General features: G+C 69.4%; 15 protein-coding genes and 1 riboswitch. Of the genes, 10 read left to right on the top strand and 5 right to left on the bottom strand.

All coding sequences use genetic code 11. The annotated features are described in order from the left end of the window. Positions 1-4: 4 nt before the first annotated feature. Both QRN16_RS03665 and QRN16_RS03660 read right to left on the bottom strand, forming a co-directional pair. Positions 5-1,549: a carboxylesterase/lipase family protein gene (locus tag QRN16_RS03665; RefSeq protein WP_285184649.1), complete on the bottom strand. Its 1,545-nt coding sequence runs from the start codon at positions 1,547-1,549 to the stop codon at positions 5-7. A 46-nt stretch (positions 1,550-1,595) separates the two neighbouring features. After that, a complete protein-coding gene (locus QRN16_RS03660; RefSeq protein ID WP_222632754.1) occupies positions 1,596-1,985 on the bottom strand; it encodes an SRPBCC family protein in 390 nt (129 codons plus the stop codon). A gap of 148 nt (positions 1,986-2,133) precedes the next feature. On the opposite strand from QRN16_RS03660, the gene QRN16_RS03655 reads away from it, so the two are divergent. The 10 genes from QRN16_RS03655 (at position 2,134) to QRN16_RS03610 (ending at position 12,316) form a co-directional block, all read left to right on the top strand. Continuing rightward, positions 2,134-3,531 carry a sugar porter family MFS transporter gene (locus QRN16_RS03655; protein WP_027504958.1) on the top strand — a complete coding sequence of 466 codons (1,398 nt, stop codon included), beginning with the start codon at positions 2,134-2,136 and terminating at the stop codon, positions 3,529-3,531. Between the two features lie 29 nt (positions 3,532-3,560). After that, positions 3,561-3,656: riboswitch (TPP riboswitch) on the top strand. Next, the gene (locus QRN16_RS03650; RefSeq protein WP_285184648.1) at positions 3,650-4,402 is read left to right on the top strand and encodes a TenA family protein; all 753 of its coding nucleotides are present in this window, start codon (positions 3,650-3,652) and stop codon (positions 4,400-4,402) included. Its footprint overlaps the riboswitch before it by 7 nt. Further along, positions 4,399-5,433 carry an ABC transporter substrate-binding protein gene (locus tag QRN16_RS03645; protein WP_056448409.1) on the top strand — a complete coding sequence of 345 codons (1,035 nt, stop codon included), beginning with the start codon at positions 4,399-4,401 and terminating at the stop codon, positions 5,431-5,433. The genes QRN16_RS03650 and QRN16_RS03645 overlap by 4 nt, the downstream gene beginning before the upstream one ends. Next, a complete protein-coding gene (locus tag QRN16_RS03640; RefSeq protein WP_285184647.1) occupies positions 5,411-6,205 on the top strand; it encodes an ABC transporter permease in 795 nt (264 codons plus the stop codon). Before QRN16_RS03645 ends, QRN16_RS03640 begins: the two co-directional genes overlap by 23 nt. After that, positions 6,202-6,948, top strand: a complete 747-nt coding sequence (locus QRN16_RS03635) for an ABC transporter ATP-binding protein (protein ID WP_285184646.1) — start codon at positions 6,202-6,204, stop codon at positions 6,946-6,948. The genes QRN16_RS03640 and QRN16_RS03635 overlap by 4 nt, the downstream gene beginning before the upstream one ends. Positions 6,949-6,957: 9 nt before the next feature. Continuing rightward, a complete protein-coding gene (locus QRN16_RS03630) occupies positions 6,958-7,251 on the top strand; it encodes a GNAT family N-acetyltransferase (protein WP_027504953.1) in 294 nt (97 codons plus the stop codon). A 47-nt stretch (positions 7,252-7,298) separates the two neighbouring features. Beyond that, positions 7,299-8,672 (top strand): TY-Chap domain-containing protein, encoded by a 1,374-nt coding sequence (locus QRN16_RS03625; RefSeq protein ID WP_222651204.1) that lies wholly within the window; start codon positions 7,299-7,301, stop codon positions 8,670-8,672. Positions 8,673-8,703: 31 nt separating this feature from the next. Continuing rightward, the gene (locus tag QRN16_RS03620; protein WP_222651206.1) at positions 8,704-9,849 is read left to right on the top strand and encodes an alkaline phosphatase family protein; all 1,146 of its coding nucleotides are present in this window, start codon (positions 8,704-8,706) and stop codon (positions 9,847-9,849) included. Positions 9,850-9,914: 65 nt separating this feature from the next. Then, positions 9,915-11,096: an LLM class flavin-dependent oxidoreductase gene (locus QRN16_RS03615; protein WP_285184645.1), complete on the top strand. Its 1,182-nt coding sequence runs from the start codon at positions 9,915-9,917 to the stop codon at positions 11,094-11,096. Beyond that, positions 11,093-12,316 carry an SfnB family sulfur acquisition oxidoreductase gene (locus tag QRN16_RS03610; protein ID WP_285184644.1) on the top strand — a complete coding sequence of 408 codons (1,224 nt, stop codon included), beginning with the start codon at positions 11,093-11,095 and terminating at the stop codon, positions 12,314-12,316. Before QRN16_RS03615 ends, QRN16_RS03610 begins: the two co-directional genes overlap by 4 nt. Here the strand turns inward: QRN16_RS03610 and QRN16_RS03605 are convergent. The 3 genes from QRN16_RS03605 to QRN16_RS03595 are packed head-to-tail and all read right to left on the bottom strand — an operon-like array spanning position 12,313 to position 14,580. Then, positions 12,313-13,017: a YqjF family protein gene (locus QRN16_RS03605; RefSeq protein ID WP_056448558.1), complete on the bottom strand. Its 705-nt coding sequence runs from the start codon at positions 13,015-13,017 to the stop codon at positions 12,313-12,315. The genes QRN16_RS03610 and QRN16_RS03605 overlap by 4 nt on opposite strands. Before the next feature lie 52 nt (positions 13,018-13,069). Continuing rightward, positions 13,070-13,195: an MFS transporter small subunit gene (locus tag QRN16_RS03600; protein WP_261770158.1), complete on the bottom strand. Its 126-nt coding sequence runs from the start codon at positions 13,193-13,195 to the stop codon at positions 13,070-13,072. Then, complete coding sequence (locus QRN16_RS03595) at positions 13,192-14,580, bottom strand: OFA family MFS transporter (protein WP_051613185.1); 1,389 nt, start codon at positions 14,578-14,580, stop codon at positions 13,192-13,194. The genes QRN16_RS03600 and QRN16_RS03595 overlap by 4 nt, the downstream gene beginning before the upstream one ends. Positions 14,581-14,618 lie beyond the last annotated feature (38 nt).

The raw sequence follows: 14,618 nt of genomic DNA, 5'->3' as shown, positions 1-14,618 counted from the left end.
AACCTCAGCTGAAGCCGAGCACCTTCTCGCCCCAGATCTCGCGCAGCTCACGGTCCGGATCCTCGACCAGAGCATCACGCCCGTCGATGACGAGAGTGCGACGACGCTCGTCGTAGGGCGCCCAGTGCTTCGACCCGTCCAGCGCAGCAGGAACCCCGTGCCACGCGAACGCCACCCAGCGTCGCTGAATTCGCCGGGAGACCTGCTGCGCTGCCTTGCGCCCACCCAGCCAGAAGGTCGGGTCCCGGTCGAAGGTCCCGAAATTGCCGAAGACGTACGGCAACTCGGTGGCGTGACCGGCGCCGATACGCGCCGCGCGCAGCACGGGTGTCGCGTGATCGAAGCGGTAGACGAACGTCGGCGCTCGTCGGCAATGGGCCTCCGCGATCCACAGGCTCGGCATCCGGAACCCTGCGTCGCGCGAGAGGGCCAGCGCGCCCGCACTCTTCGGCAGATCCGGGTACGCGGAGAGGATGTCGGCGATACGAGCCGGTGAGAGATCGGGATGATCGACGGCGATCGCCTCGAACATCGTGCTCACCGTGTCCGAGGTGACGGGCATCAACGGTGACTTCATCAGGCGGAACACCGATGCCTCGTCGTGATTCGACCCGATGATGAGCGGGACGTCGTGCGAGAAGCCCTTCTGGAACGCGGCCACCGGATACCGGGGCACCACGTCACCGTCGACGACGGGTGCGAATCCCAATGTGCCGGGCACCTTCTCGGGAACCTCGTAGACCAGCTTCTCGGCTGCGTCGACCAACCTCTCCACCGGCATCGTCCGCAGCTCCTCCGCACGCTCCGCGGGCAGATCGACGAGTTCGAGGAATCGCTGCGCGACGGTGCGCGCGCGTTCCGGGCCGTACACCGAGGTGGCCGGGGAACTCTGGGCGATCGCCTTGTGGAACAGACCTTCCGCGTGCGGTGACGTCATGAGAGTGGTCACCGACGCGCCACCGGACGACTCACCGAAGACGGTGACGTTGGTCGGGTCGCCGCCGAACGCGGCGATGCAGTCGCGCACCCACGTGAGCGCCGCGATCTGGTCGCGGAGCCCGAGATTGGTCTCGAAGACGCTGCCGTCGGTGTCGAACGACGACAGGTCCAACCACCCCAGCGCTCCCACCCGGTAGTTGACGGTCACCACCACCACCTCACCGAGGCGGGACAGGTTGCGCCCGTTGTAGATCCGTTGCGCAGATGATCCCAGGACGTAGGCGCCGCCGTGGATCCACACCATCACCGGACGGGAGATGCCGTCCGGTGTCGGGGCCCAGACGTTGAGAGTCAGGCAGTCCTCGTCCATCGGGATGGACGAGTCCATGGGAATCGGGCCGTCGCGGCCCTGCGGTGCCATCGCACCGAAGGTCCTGCCGTCGCGGACCCCGTCCCACGGCTCCGGTGGGCGTGGTGCGCGGAATCGGTGCTCCGCCAAGGGTGGCGCCGCGAACGGGATGCCCTTCCAACTGACCACGTCGCCGTGCCCGTAGCCGCGGATCTCACCGTCGCGCGACGAGACGACATGGCTGCTCTCGGTTGCCCCCACGAGGACCGACGTTACAGGGAGTGCGGGGATCGGACCCCGATGGTCGTCACGCTGTCACCAGTCGACCGAGCGCGAACAGGGCCGCTGGAGAGTAGCCGAGGACGAGCGGTGCCAGACCGTCCACGACCAACCACGTCGACGAGCCCGACCCCGCGCTGTCGACACCGTGTTCCAGGGTGAGCCCGGCACTCGGAGCGCCGATCCACGCGCGCCACGACCACACCCGTGCGGCCTCGTCCACGGAGTGGACCTCGAAGGACACCCGCACGCCGAGGGGCCCGCGCACCGTGCCGGTCGTGCCGGCGGCGAGACGGTCGGTGGACGCGTCGACCCCCATGATCTGCGGTGCCCACGTCGACCAGAGCGACAGGTCCATGTACCGCTCCCACGCGACGTCGGCGGAGGCGTCGCCGGTGCGTCGCAGAGTCTTCTTCATGACCGGCGGGATTCACCGTTCCGACGCTGCTCAAACTGCCGTCAGGTCGCCGCTCCACAGCGGTCGCGCCGGGCGTAGGGTCCGAACCAAGCGAAACTCCTCCGCCATCGACCGGCGCGGCCGGTGGCCGACATGTAGGTGGACAAGGATGACCACACAGGCATCGGCCAATCACACGGCCAAAGTCATCGGCGTGACCATTGCGGCCGCCGTCGGCGGCTTTCTCTTCGGTTTCGACAGTTCCGTCATCAACGGCGCCGTCGACTCCATCCAGGGCAGATTCGCCCTCGGCGAGTTCCTCACCGGCTTCACCGTCGCGATCGCCCTGCTCGGGTGCGCGGCGGGCGCCTGGTTCGCCGGCGGACTGGCCGACCGGTGGGGACGCAAGAAGGTGATGCTGCTCGGGTCCGCGCTCTTCATCATCTCGTCGGTCGGCTCGGGTCTGGCCTTCAGCGTTCCCGACCTGATGCTGTGGCGTGTGCTCGGCGGTCTCGGCATCGGCATCGCGTCGGTGATCGCCCCCGCGTACATCGCGGAGATCTCGCCGGCCCGGATGCGCGGCAGCCTCGCGTCGCTGCAGCAGCTGGCCATCACCATCGGCATCTTCGCCGCACTGCTCTCGGACGCCGTGCTGGCGGATCGTGCGGACGGTGCGTCCAACGACCTGTGGCTCGGCCTCGAGGCCTGGCGGTGGATGTTCATCGTCGGCGTGATCCCCGCCGTCGTCTACGGCGTCCTCGCGTTGCTCATCCCCGAGTCGCCGCGTTACCTCGTGGGCAAGCACCTCGACGAGGAGGCCGCGCAGATTCTCGCGAACATCACCGGCGAGAAGCACCCCAACGAGCGCATCCACGAGATCCGCCTGACCCTGCGCAAGGAGCAGCGCTCGTCGTTCGCCGACATCCGCGGTCCGCGCTTCGGTCTGCAGCCGCTGGTGTGGGTCGGCATCATCATGGCCGTCCTGCAGCAGTTCGTCGGTATCAACGCGATCTTCTACTACTCCACCACACTGTGGAAGTCGGTGGGCTTCACCGAGAGTCAGTCCTTCACCACGTCGGTCATCACCTCCGTGATCAACGTGGCCATGACGTTCGTGGCCATTCTCTTCGTCGACCGGGTGGGTCGGCGCAACCTGCTCATGGCCGGTTCCATCGGTATGTTCGTCGGTCTCCTCATGGCGGCGATCGCGTTCTCCCAGCAGATCGGCACCGGCGACGAGGTCTCCCTGCCCGATCCCTGGGGCGTCGTGGCGCTGATCGGCGCAAACCTGTTCGTGATCTTCTTCGCGTCGACGTGGGGACCGATCATGTGGGTCCTGCTCGGCGAGATGTTCCCGAACCGTATGCGCGCCATGGCTCTCGGCATCGGTACGGCCGCGAACTGGGTGGCCAACTTCGTCATCTCGCTGCTGTTCCCGTCGCTCACCGAGATGGTCGGACTCTCCATCGTCTACGGCGGCTTCGCACTCTTCGCCGCCCTGTCGTTCTTCTTCGTGAAGTCCAAGATCCCCGAGACCAAGGGCATGGAACTGGAGGACATGAAGTAGCCGCACGACCGCCGGTGCTATGGTCGGCGAGTTCTGACACGGGGTGCTTCGCGTCGCGAGGCTGAGACCACACCCGAGAACCTGATGCAGGTAATTCTGACGAAGGGATGTCACGGCCATGACGCCGTACGACCATGCGGTCGACGCTGCCTCCACCACGGATGCAGCCGACCTCACACGCTTCACCGACCTCCTCTGGGACCGCACGGCAGGCCTGCGGGCCCGGATCGACGACCTCGAGTTCCTCACCCGACTCGGCGACGGCACCCTGCCGACCACGTCGTTCCGGACGTACATCGAGCAGGACGGCCTCTACCTCGAGGGATACGCGAAGGCCTTGGCCCTCCTGTCCTCGCGCGCCGTCGATGCGGAGGCCGGAGCGTTCTGGGCCACGTCGGCGGCCACGGCCGCGACGGTCGAGAAGTCGTTGCACACCAGCCTTCTCGCCGACGTCGCACTCGGCGGTCCGTCGGAGACGCCGGTCGAGCACAGCCAGGCGTGCCTCGGGTACGTCTCGTTCCTCACGGCGACGGCGGCGACCGACTCCTACGCCGTCGGCGCCGCGGCCGCGCTCCCCTGTTTCTGGATCTACGCCGAGGTCGGCCGCGGACTCGCGGCCTCGGCCCGCGCCGTGCTCGACGCCGATCCGGACCACCCGTACGCCCGGTGGGTGACGACGTACGACGCCGAGGACTTCCAGACCTCCGCCGCGCGCGCCCGCGAGCTCGTCGACGCGGCTGCCGAGGTGGCCGGCCCGGCCGAACGACAGCGGATGAGTGACGCGTTCGTCGTGGCGATGCGCTACGAACTGCTGTTCTGGGACACCGCCCTGAACACCGCGCCCTGGCCTGCTTCGGGGTCGGACGCATGAGGGCGCGGCACACGAGGGTCGGGCGCGTCGCGGCTCTGCTCACCGTGTCGCTCGTCGCCGCCGCGGGTCTCGCGGGCTGCGCCACGTCCGATGCCTCCGACGCGAACACGATCCGCTTCGCGCTCGACTGGACACCCAACACGAACCACACGGGCCTGTTCGTCGCCCAGCAGGAGGGCTACTTCGCGGACGCCGGGCTGAACGTCGAGATCCTGCCGTACAACTCGACGTCCCCCGACACGCTGATCGACTCCGGTAACGCCGAGTTCGGGATCAGCTTCCACAGCTCCGCCACCTACGCCCGCGCCGCCGGTGCGAAGGTGACCTCGGTGATGGCGCCGCTGCAGCACTGGGCCACCGGCATCGGCGTCCGCGCCGACCGGCAGGACATCCGGAGCCCTCGCGACCTGGACGGGCGGACCTACGCCGGGTTCGGCGATGCGGGCGAGGAGGCCACCCTCCGCAAGGTGATCGAGAACGACGGTGGCACCGGCGATTTCGAGACCGTGGTGCTCGGGACGTCCGCGTACGAGGCGGTCTACTCCGGTACCGCGGACTTCACCGTCTCCTACTTCGCGTGGGAGGGTCTCGAGGCCGAGCGGGCCGGAACCCCGATGACGTACTTCGACTACACCGACTTCGGCTTCCCCGACTCGTACGCGATCGTCGTCGACGGCGGTGACGAGTGGATGGCCGAGCACCCCGAACAGGCGCGACAGTTCGTGCAGGCCTTGCAGAAGGGTTACCAGAAGGCCGCCGACGATCCCGACGCGGGCGCGCGCGATCTGATCGACGCCAACCCGGGAGCATTTCCCGACGAGGACCTGGTCGTCGAGAGTCAGCGCATGCTGGCGGAGGACTACATGCTCGACGAGAACGGCCGCGTCGGGACGCAGACCCTGGAGCGATGGTCCGGGTACTCGAAGTTCCTGTTCGACGCCGGTGTCCTGGCCGGGCCCGACGGCGCACCGCTGACCACCGAGCCCGACTGGTCGACCTACTTCACCGATGAGTACCTCGATCAGGGCTGAGCGCGGCGGACGGGTGGGGCGGTACGCGCCGGCGCTGCTGCTCGCGGCGGGCCTCGTGGCGGCCTGGCAGGTGTACGTGGTCGTCAGCGGCATCTCGCCGCGCGTACTCCCCTCCCCCGCCCGCGTCGTCGATCAGGGCTGGACGAACCGTGCCGTCATCGCGGGTCACGCATCGTCCACCGTTCAGGTCACTCTGCTCGGTTTCGCCGTCTCCCTGACGATCTCGTGGATCATCGCCACGGCCGTGGACTTCTCGCCGTGGCTGCGCCGCGCCATCGTTCCCCTGCTCGTGGTGTCGCAGACACTGCCGGTCATCGCCGTCGCTCCCCTGATGATCATCTGGTTCGGATTCGGCATCCTCCCCAAGCTCCTGGTGATCGCGCTGGTGACGTTCTTCCCGATGACCCTCGGCCTGATCGAGGGATTCGCCTCCGCGGACAAGGAGTCCGACGCACTGCTGCGCAGCATGGGAGCGTCACGGCGACAACAGTTCCGGTACGTCCGGCTCCCGTCCGCGCTGCCGCGCTTCTTCACCGCGCTCCGCATCGGGATCACCTACGCCGTCGTCGGTGCCGTCTTCTCCGAGTACGTCGGCGCCACGTCGGGTCTGGGCATCTACATGGCGCAGCAGAAGAACGCGTTCCGCACGGATCTCGTCCTGGCCGCGGTCGTGGTCACGGCGGTGTGCAGCATCGCACTCTTCCTCCTCACGTTCGTGGCCGAGCGGCTTCTCGCGCCGTGGGCGCTCGCGGCGAAGGAGGGAACGCGATGACGGATCCTGTTCTGGAGCTGACCTCGGTGCGCAAGTCCTACCCGGGGACACCGGCACTGGACGGGATCGACCTCGCCGTCGAGGGGGGACAGTTCGTGTCGATCGTCGGCCCGAGCGGCTGCGGCAAGAGCACGCTGTTGACCCTCCTCGCCGGTCTCGACACCGCGGACAGCGGCACCGTGGTGACACCGCGCTGCGCGTACATGCCGCAGAAGGATCTGTTGTTCCCGTGGCGTTCGGTTCTCGCGAACACCGCACTCGGGCTGGAGGTGCAGGGGGTTCCGAAGGCGCAGGCGCGGCGCCGGGCCCGCGACCTGTTCCCGATCTTCGGCCTCGACGGCTTCGAGAACGCACGCCCCTCGTCGCTGTCCGGCGGGATGCGGCAGCGGGCCGCACTGCTCCGGACCGTCGTGCAGGGACGCGACGTCCTGCTGCTGGACGAGCCGTTCGGCGCTCTCGACTCGCTGACCAGGACGGCCATGCAGGACTGGTTGCAGGAGGTGTGGCAGCGGTACCGCTGGACGGTCCTGATGATCACCCACGACATCCGGGAGGCGGTGCAGGTGTCGGACCGGGTCGTCGTGCTGTCGCCGCGGCCCGCGCGGGTGGTCGCCGACGTGAGCATCGATCTGCCGCGGCCGCGACGCGCCGAGACCGCCACCACGCGGGAGTTCGCGACCTACGAACGCGCACTACTGGACGCTCTGGGAAGCACAGGCCCTCGTCCCGGCGCGGGCGAGTAGGTTCGGTCCATGGCAGACACAGACGACACCCGCGTGGAGCACCATCCCGATCGTCAGCGTTTCGAGATCCTCGTCGGTGAGGAGGTCGCCGGCTACGCCGAGTATCGGCAGACCGATCCGACTGTCCGGGACTTCGACCACACCGTGACGCTTCCCGAGTTCCGCGGCCGCGGACTCGCGGCCGTCCTGGTGCGTCACGCACTCGACGACACACGCGCCGCGGGGCTGAAGATCGTCCCGTCGTGCTCCTACGTGCACCACTTCGTCGAGACGCACGAGGAGTACGCCGATCTGACCGTGTGAGCCGGGACTCGCGACACCGTGTCGGTGGGCCGCGTTACGGTCGCCCCATGAACGACCTGAACAGTGTCGACCTCTCGCCCGAGGCCGCCTGGAGCCGGTTCCGCACCCTGCTCGCCGATCACCTCGACGGGATGCCGGCGGGACACTCACTGGTGCTCGCGTGCCCGCACGCCGGCTCCGATCCGGTTCCGCCCTGCCTGCAGTTCTACGGATGGGACGACGAGACGGTCCGGTGCGAGGTGCTCGCGGACGAGTACCTCGCCGAGCACCGCCGGTGGACGTCCGAAGGGCGCGCACTGCTGGAGCAGTTCGGGTTCGCCCCGCCGCCGTCGCTCCCTCACACCACGCGCCGCGACGACGAGCCGGTGAACTGGTTCGTCGATCGCCCGCGGCGCTACGCCGACCAACTCGCCGACGCCGCTGTCCGCGTCCTGCACTCGGTGTGGGGTGTCCCGCACCCGTCGTTCCTCGAGCTGGACGGCGACCTGTGCGGCCCCGTGATCGAGGACCGGTTCGGCGCGTCGTCCACGGACCCCGAGGACGCGCCGCCGTCCGACCCTGTCCCGTTCGACCCGCTGCGGCCGGTCCGCACGTCCGGTCCCGAGGCCCGTCTCGAGATCATCGAGCAGACGCTCCTGCACATCCTCGGGTTCGTGCCGCACCCCGACGAGGACGGCGACTACCCGTTCCGTCTCGGGCCGGCCTGGCTCTACCTGTGCCCCACCCCGGAGGCGCCGTTCGTACAGATCCTCGCGCCGCTCGCGGCCGGCGTCACCGACGAGGCGCGAGCACTGTCGGTCGTCAACGACGTCAACCGCCGGTGGCCGCACGTCAAGGTGCTGCTGGACGAGGATCGCATCGTCGCCACCATCGACGTCACGGTGGTGCCGTTCGTCCCGCAGCACGTGGCCGACATGCTGGCCGTCATGGAGAAGTTCGCCGGCGAGGCCGCCGAGCATCTCCGGGCCGGGCTCGGGGCGCGGCCCTACCTCGACGCGTTCGGTGAACCGACCCCCGAGTACGACGCGGGTGACGGGACGGACGAGCACGGCGGTCCGGTGATTCCCGAGGCACTGCGCACGATCGCCGAGGCGGTGTGGGAGCGCGGCGCCGACATCGACGTCGAGGAGGTGCTGAACGCGTGCGGACACGATCGCACGCGCGTCGTCCGCTTCCTGGACGTGGCACGCGAGTGCGAGCTCTCCGCCCTCGATCGCACGCTCGACGACACCGATCCGCGAGTCGCCGCGTCGGCCGGTCTCGATGCGCGGGTCTGGCGCACCACCTCCGCGCTCCTCACCTCCGCGCACCGGCGTCTGGCCGCCGACCGCGTCGACGGACCGACGCGGTCGTCCGGCTCCCAGCTCGACCTGTTCGGGACCGACCTCGCCGGCGGAACCGGTGACAGCCTCTTCGACTGACGAGAAGGGTGCTGCCGATAGCCTTCGATGTGTGGTGACCACTCCGCGCTACGGCGGCGACAGCCTGTCCGATCTTCTGCCGTCGGTGCTCGGCGCACTCGGCGTCCCCGGTGAGTCCGACACCGTCGGGCTGGGGTTGTCCGGGGTCCGGCGGGTCTGCGTACTGCTGATCGACGGCCTCGGAGCTCGACAGTTGGCGGCGCACGCCTCGGCAGCGCCGACACTCTCCTCGCTCACCGAGCGGGTCGTCACCGCCACGTTCCCGTCCACCACCGCGACGTCGTTGGCGTCACTGGGCACCGGACGCACGCCCGGTGAGCACGGCATCGTCGGCTACCTCACCGCCGTGCCCGGCTTCGACCGTCCGATGAATCCGCTGCACTGGCGTCTGCACGGTCAGGGACCCCGCGTCGATCTGCTCGCCGAGCTCGTTCCTGAACAGTTCCAACCTCGCGACACCGTGTTCGAGCGCGCCGCGGCGGACGGGGTGTCCGTCACTCGCATCGCGCCGTCCTACCAGCGCGAGTCCGGGCTCACCCGCGCCGTGCTGCGCGGCGGGGACTTCTCCGCGTCGGTGTCCGCGGGCGACCTCGTCGCCGAGACCTCGCGCGCGCTGCGGCGCGGCCGGCGGTCCCTCGTCTACTCGTACTGGTCCGAACTCGACCTCACCGGCCACGTGCGCGGGCCGGACTCCGACGCGTGGCGCCACGAGCTGACTCAGGTCGACACCATCGTCGCCGGCATCCTCGGCGAGTTGCCCTCCGACGCAGCGCTGATCGTCACCGCCGATCACGGGATGGTGCAGATCGGCACCCGCGTGGACATCGACGCGACGCCCGCGCTCACCGCCGACGTCCGGATGATCTGCGGCGAACCCCGCGCGCGCCACGTCTTCGCCGACGCCGGCGCCGCTGCCACGGTGCTCGATGCCTGGCGGGAGACCCTGGGTCCGGACCACCTGGTGGTGGGCCGCGACGATGCGGTCTCCCGGGGCTGGTTCGGGCCGTCGGTGCGCCCCGACGTCGCGGCGTGCATCGGTGACGTCCTGGCTCTGGCTCTCGGCGACGGCGCCCTGATCCGCCGCGGGGCCGAACCGAACCAGTCGGCGCTGCCCGGCCATCACGGCTCCCTGACCGACGTCGAGATGACCGTTCCTCTCCTCGTGGCACGGGGCTGACACGCCAAGAATCGCCCTGATTCCAACGCTTCGCGGGGCGCCGCGACGGTCCTACGGTGGGACGAGTGACCCTCGACAACTCTTCTCTCGCCCTGCACTGGTTCCTTCCCACCTACGGCGACAGCAGGGCGATCGTCGGCGGCGGACACGGCACGCGAGTCGGCGCCGCAGGCGGAGATCGTCGCGCGAGCATCGGGTACCTGTCGTCCATCGGCCGCGCGGCCGAGGAGTTCGGCTTCACCGGTGCACTCACCCCGGCCGGCGCGTGGTGCGAGGACGCGTGGCTCACCACGGCGATGCTCGCCCGCGAGACCGAGAAGCTCGCATTCCTCATCGCCTTCCGACCGGGTCTGATCAGCCCGACCCTCGCGGCGCAGATGTCGGCGACGTTCAGCAACCATGCGCCCGGCCGACTCCTGCTCAACGTCGTCACCGGGGGCGAGGCTCACGAGCAGCGTCAGTACGGCGATCACCTGTCCAAGGACGAGCGGTACGCCCGCACGGACGAGTTCCTCACCATCGTCCGCGGCCTCTGGCGCGGCGAGTCGGTGACGCACCAGGGCACGCACATCCAGGTCGAGGACGCGTCGCTGCCGTTCCTCCCCGACCCCACGCCTCCGCTGTACTTCGGCGGCTCCTCTCCCGCTGCGGGCCCGGTGGCGGCGGACCACTCCGACGTCTATCTCACGTGGGGTGAGCCGACCACGGCCGTGGCGAAGAAGATCGAGTGGATCCGCGGACTCGCGGCCGAGCGCGGACGCACCGTGCGCTTCGGCATCCGCCTGCACGTGATCACCCGCGACACGTCCGAGGAGGCATGGAAACAGGCTGGCGCGCTCGTCGAGGCGCTCGGCGAGGACGCCGTCGCGACGGCGCAGTCCAACCTGGCGCGGAGCGAGTCGGTGGGCCAGCGCGCGATGCTCGCCCTGCACGAGGAGAGCCGCAGGACCGGGTCCTGGAAGGACCCGCGCGCACTCGAGATCTCCCCCAACCTGTGGGCCGGTGTCGGCCTGGTGCGCGGCGGAGCCGGAACGGCCCTCGTCGGGAGCCACACCGAGGTGGCCGATCGCATCGCGGAGTACGCGGCCGTCGGCATCGACGAGTTCGTTCTCTCCGGTTATCCACACCTCGAGGAGCTGTACTGGTTCGGCGAGGGTGTCATCCCCCAGCTGCGCAGCCGCGGATTGTTCTCCGGCGGCGCCGCGGCACGCGCCACCGGCCACACCCCGTTCCTCCCCGCCCGATGACCACCGAACCCGGCCCGAAGACCCTGCCGCCAGTGCTCGACGACGACGCTGCGCTGGCCGTCGCCACCGCGCTCGGGGCGAAGATCGCCCCGTCCGCGATCGAACGTGACCGCGATCGACGGCTGCCCGGCCCGGAACTGGACCTGCTGTCCGCGTCGGGCCTGCTGGGCATCACCGTGCCCGCGGAGTTCGGCGGCAGGCCGGTCTCGGCGCGCACCCTCGCCTCGGTGTTCCTCTCGCTCGCTCGCGGGGACGCCAGCATCGCGCAGATACCGCAGAGCCACATGACCTTCCTCGACGCGCTGCGGCGACAGGGATCGACGGAGCAACAGCGACGCTTCTTCGCCGAGGCCCTCGCCGGTCGCCGCTTCGCCAACGCCCAGAGCGAGCGCGGCACACCCTCCATCGCGGTCGACCGGACCACGGTGACGTCCCGTCCGGACGGCACCTCGTCGCTGAACGGCACCAAGTACTACTCGACGGGCGCGCTCTTCGCACACTGGTTGGTGGTCCGCGGCGTGCAGGCGGGCCCCGGCGAGCAGGGTGATCAGAGCCGAAAGGTGCTGGCCTACATCCCGGCGGACGCGCCCGGAGTGCTCGTCGAGGACGACTGGGACGGGCTCGGGCAGCGCACGACGGCCAGCGGCACCGTGACCCTGACGGACGTCGTGGTGCCCGCCGACTCCCTCGTGCCGTACTCCGCCCTCTTCGACGACGCGACCACCTACGGGGCGCGCGCTCAGCTGCTGCACGCCGCCATCGATGCCGGCATCGCCCGCGCCGCCGTCGACACCGCTCGCGACGTCGTGGTCGTCGCTCGCCCTCCGGTGGACGCCGACGTGGCGACGGCCGACCGGGATCCGTTGCTGCTGCAGCAGTTCGGCGAGGTGGAGATCGGGGTGCGCGGGGCCGAGGCGCTCGTGCGCGAGGCCGGCGAGGCGATCGACGTGGCCGAGCGCGAGCTCACACCGGACAGCGCCGCGGCGGCCTCCATCGCGACAGCAGCGGCCAAGGTAGCCTCGGCGCGTGCGTCCCTCGACGCCACCACGGCACTGTTCGACGCGGGCGGAACTCGCAGTGCCGCAGCCTCTCTACGGCTGGACAGGCTGTGGCGCGACGCGAGGACCCACACGCTCCACGACCCTGTGCGATGGAAGACTCAACACGTCGGCCGGTACGCGCTCACCGGGGCGCACCCGCCGCGCCACGGACTGATCTAGTCGCGTACCGGTGTCGCGGCGTAGGGACGCCCGAACTGCGTTCGCACACCGTCGGAATACAGCACGGAGTCCGGCGGGCGGGCGGCCAGGTCCCCCACGCCCGCCGCGGCCATGAGCTGGTCGTCGCAGCGCACCAGGGTCGCCGCGCGCAGCGGCCACCGGCGGTGGGTGTTGGGGACGTAGACGGGTCGGCCCGCGACGGACGTGTGCATCCCCCACCGAGCGGTGAGGAACACCGACAGCGGATCGTCGGACATGTCGGTGTCGCCGGGGGACACGGTGAAGTCGGTCGTCGCACCACGGTGCGGCGGTGCCAGTCGCCGAGAGCGGTAGCCGACGACCCGGTTCCGAGGATCACCGTCGTCGACGATGTCGATGTGCGACCAGCGATACGGCACCCCCGCCGCGTTCGTGGCCAGCACCACTGCGGCACGGGTGGCGTCGAGAGAACGGAACACGACCCCTCGGCGATCGTCACCGTCGCGGCTGTAGAGCCGCACGTTGATCTCGCCGAAGGTTCCGAGTCGCGGTACCGGTCGGCCGTACCCCAACCCGGCCCCCACCATCTCGAAGCCGATCAGTCCGACATAGGTGTACCCGTCCATCGTGTCGGGGACGATGCCGCGAGGCAGCAACGGCGCGACGACGTCCGGGGCGACACGCCAGTGCAGGAACACGAGGCGTTCCCACCGCTGGTCCATGATCACGGGGCGCGGCAGCACAGGCGGGCGAGGCCAGAGATCTACGCTCCGATCACGCACCGAAGAGGTTCTTGGCCTTGAGGATCAGCTCGTAGACACCCCAGGCGAAGGGAACCCCGACCCACAGCCAGGACACCACCACGACGGGCACACGCGCGCCCTGCTTCGTCTCGCTCATACCGTCGCCTCGTTCTTGTCGTTCGTACCCTCGTCGGTCGCAGTGCCCGGCGTCGTCGCCTCCGGGTCCGGCTCCGAGTACTTCGGATCCACGGGCTTGATCAGTTCGTTCGCGACGAAGCCGATGGACAGCAGGACGATCATCGTCACGAACGCGGGAACGTACCGTCCGGTGGTTCCCTCCTCGCCGAGGTCGGCGATCGCGTTGACGATCAGTGGTCCGAGCACGCCCGCGACCGACCAGGCCGTCAACAGTCGTCCGTGGATGGCACCGACCTGATAGGTGCCGAACAGGTCACGCAGGTAGGCGGGCGCCGTGGCGAAGCCTGCACCGTAGAACGACAGGATCACCATCGCGCTGACGAGGAACAAGACCTTGTTCGTGTTCGTGAAGAGCGAGATGTACAGGTAGAGAAGCGCGCCCACACCGAGGTAGAGACGATAGATGTTCTTGCGACCCACCAGGTCGGACACCGACGACCACACGAACCGGCCGAGCATGTTCGTCAGCGAGAGGAACGCGACGAAGCCAGCGGCCGCTGCCACCACGGATTCCGGGGCGGTGGGGTCGGGAAAGAAGTCGGTGTAGATGCCCGCGGCGCGCTCGAGGATGCCGATGCCGGCGGTGACGTTGAAGCACAACACGATCCACAGCAACCAGAACTGCGGGGTCTTGACGGCGTTCGCCGCGGACACGCGTGCGGTGTGCTGACCCGCCGGGGTCTGCGGTGGCGTCCACCCGGCCGGCTTCCAGTCGTCGGCGGGAACCCGGATCAGCACGACGCCGAGCGCCATGAAGACGGCGTAGCCGAGGCCGAGCGTGAGGAACGTCGTGGCGATCGAGGCATCGGTGTTGCCGCCGTACGCGGACAGGAGTTTGGTGGTCAGGGGCGAGGCCACCAGGGCGCCGCCGCCGAATCCCATGATCGCGATACCCGTCGCCATGCCCGGGCGATCGGGGAACCACTTGATCAGCGTGGAGACCGGGGAGATGTACCCGATGCCGAGGCCGATGCCGCCGACGAGTCCGTATCCGACGATCACCAACCAGAACTGGTCGAGGCTCATGCCGAGGGCGGAGATGAGCAGCCCGGAGCAGAAGAAGAGGAGCGACATCGTCATGGCCCACCGCGGACCGTGCGTCTCCACCTTCGTCCCGAGCACGGCTGCGGAGAGGCCGAGCATGACGATGGCCAGCTGGAACGGGATCGCGGTCATCGTCCCGCTCAGTCCCATGGCGGTGTCGGAGGAGATGGCGGCCTTGAACACGCTCCACGCGTAGGCCTGGCCGATCGCGAGATGAATCGCGAGGGCGGCCGGCGGAATGAGCCAGCGGCTCCATCCCGGTGGCGCGACGATACGGGCGCGTTCGAGTACTGCTGGCATGGAGGTCGTCCTTCCGGCGCGGGTCACGCGCTCAGAGG

It is taken from the genome of Rhodococcus sp. MEB041 (assembly GCF_030208955.1).
Taxonomy (GTDB): domain Bacteria; phylum Actinomycetota; class Actinomycetes; order Mycobacteriales; family Mycobacteriaceae; genus Rhodococcoides.
The sequence above is the reverse complement of the archived record's forward strand: the minus strand, read 5'-3'. Positions and strand labels throughout refer to the sequence as shown.

What these genes read in the sequence shown, in the direction of transcription:
- QRN16_RS03660 (WP_222632754.1), bottom strand. Translation starts at nt 1,985, where the DNA reads ATGAAGAAGACTCTGCGACGCACCGGCGACGCCTCCGCCGACGTCGCG.
- QRN16_RS03655 (WP_027504958.1), top strand. Translation starts at nt 2,134, where the DNA reads ATGACCACACAGGCATCGGCCAATCACACGGCCAAAGTCATCGGCGTG.
- QRN16_RS03650 (WP_285184648.1), top strand. Translation starts at nt 3,650, where the DNA reads ATGACGCCGTACGACCATGCGGTCGACGCTGCCTCCACCACGGATGCA.
- QRN16_RS03645 (WP_056448409.1), top strand. Translation starts at nt 4,399, where the DNA reads ATGAGGGCGCGGCACACGAGGGTCGGGCGCGTCGCGGCTCTGCTCACC.
- QRN16_RS03640 (WP_285184647.1), top strand. Translation starts at nt 5,411, where the DNA reads ATGAGTACCTCGATCAGGGCTGAGCGCGGCGGACGGGTGGGGCGGTAC.
- QRN16_RS03635 (WP_285184646.1), top strand. Translation starts at nt 6,202, where the DNA reads ATGACGGATCCTGTTCTGGAGCTGACCTCGGTGCGCAAGTCCTACCCG.
- QRN16_RS03630 (WP_027504953.1), top strand. Translation starts at nt 6,958, where the DNA reads ATGGCAGACACAGACGACACCCGCGTGGAGCACCATCCCGATCGTCAG.
- QRN16_RS03625 (WP_222651204.1), top strand. Translation starts at nt 7,299, where the DNA reads ATGAACGACCTGAACAGTGTCGACCTCTCGCCCGAGGCCGCCTGGAGC.
- QRN16_RS03610 (WP_285184644.1), top strand. Translation starts at nt 11,093, where the DNA reads ATGACCACCGAACCCGGCCCGAAGACCCTGCCGCCAGTGCTCGACGAC.
- QRN16_RS03605 (WP_056448558.1), bottom strand. Translation starts at nt 13,017, where the DNA reads ATGGACCAGCGGTGGGAACGCCTCGTGTTCCTGCACTGGCGTGTCGCC.
- QRN16_RS03600 (WP_261770158.1), bottom strand. Translation starts at nt 13,195, where the DNA reads ATGAGCGAGACGAAGCAGGGCGCGCGTGTGCCCGTCGTGGTGGTGTCC.
- QRN16_RS03595 (WP_051613185.1), bottom strand. Translation starts at nt 14,580, where the DNA reads ATGCCAGCAGTACTCGAACGCGCCCGTATCGTCGCGCCACCGGGATGG.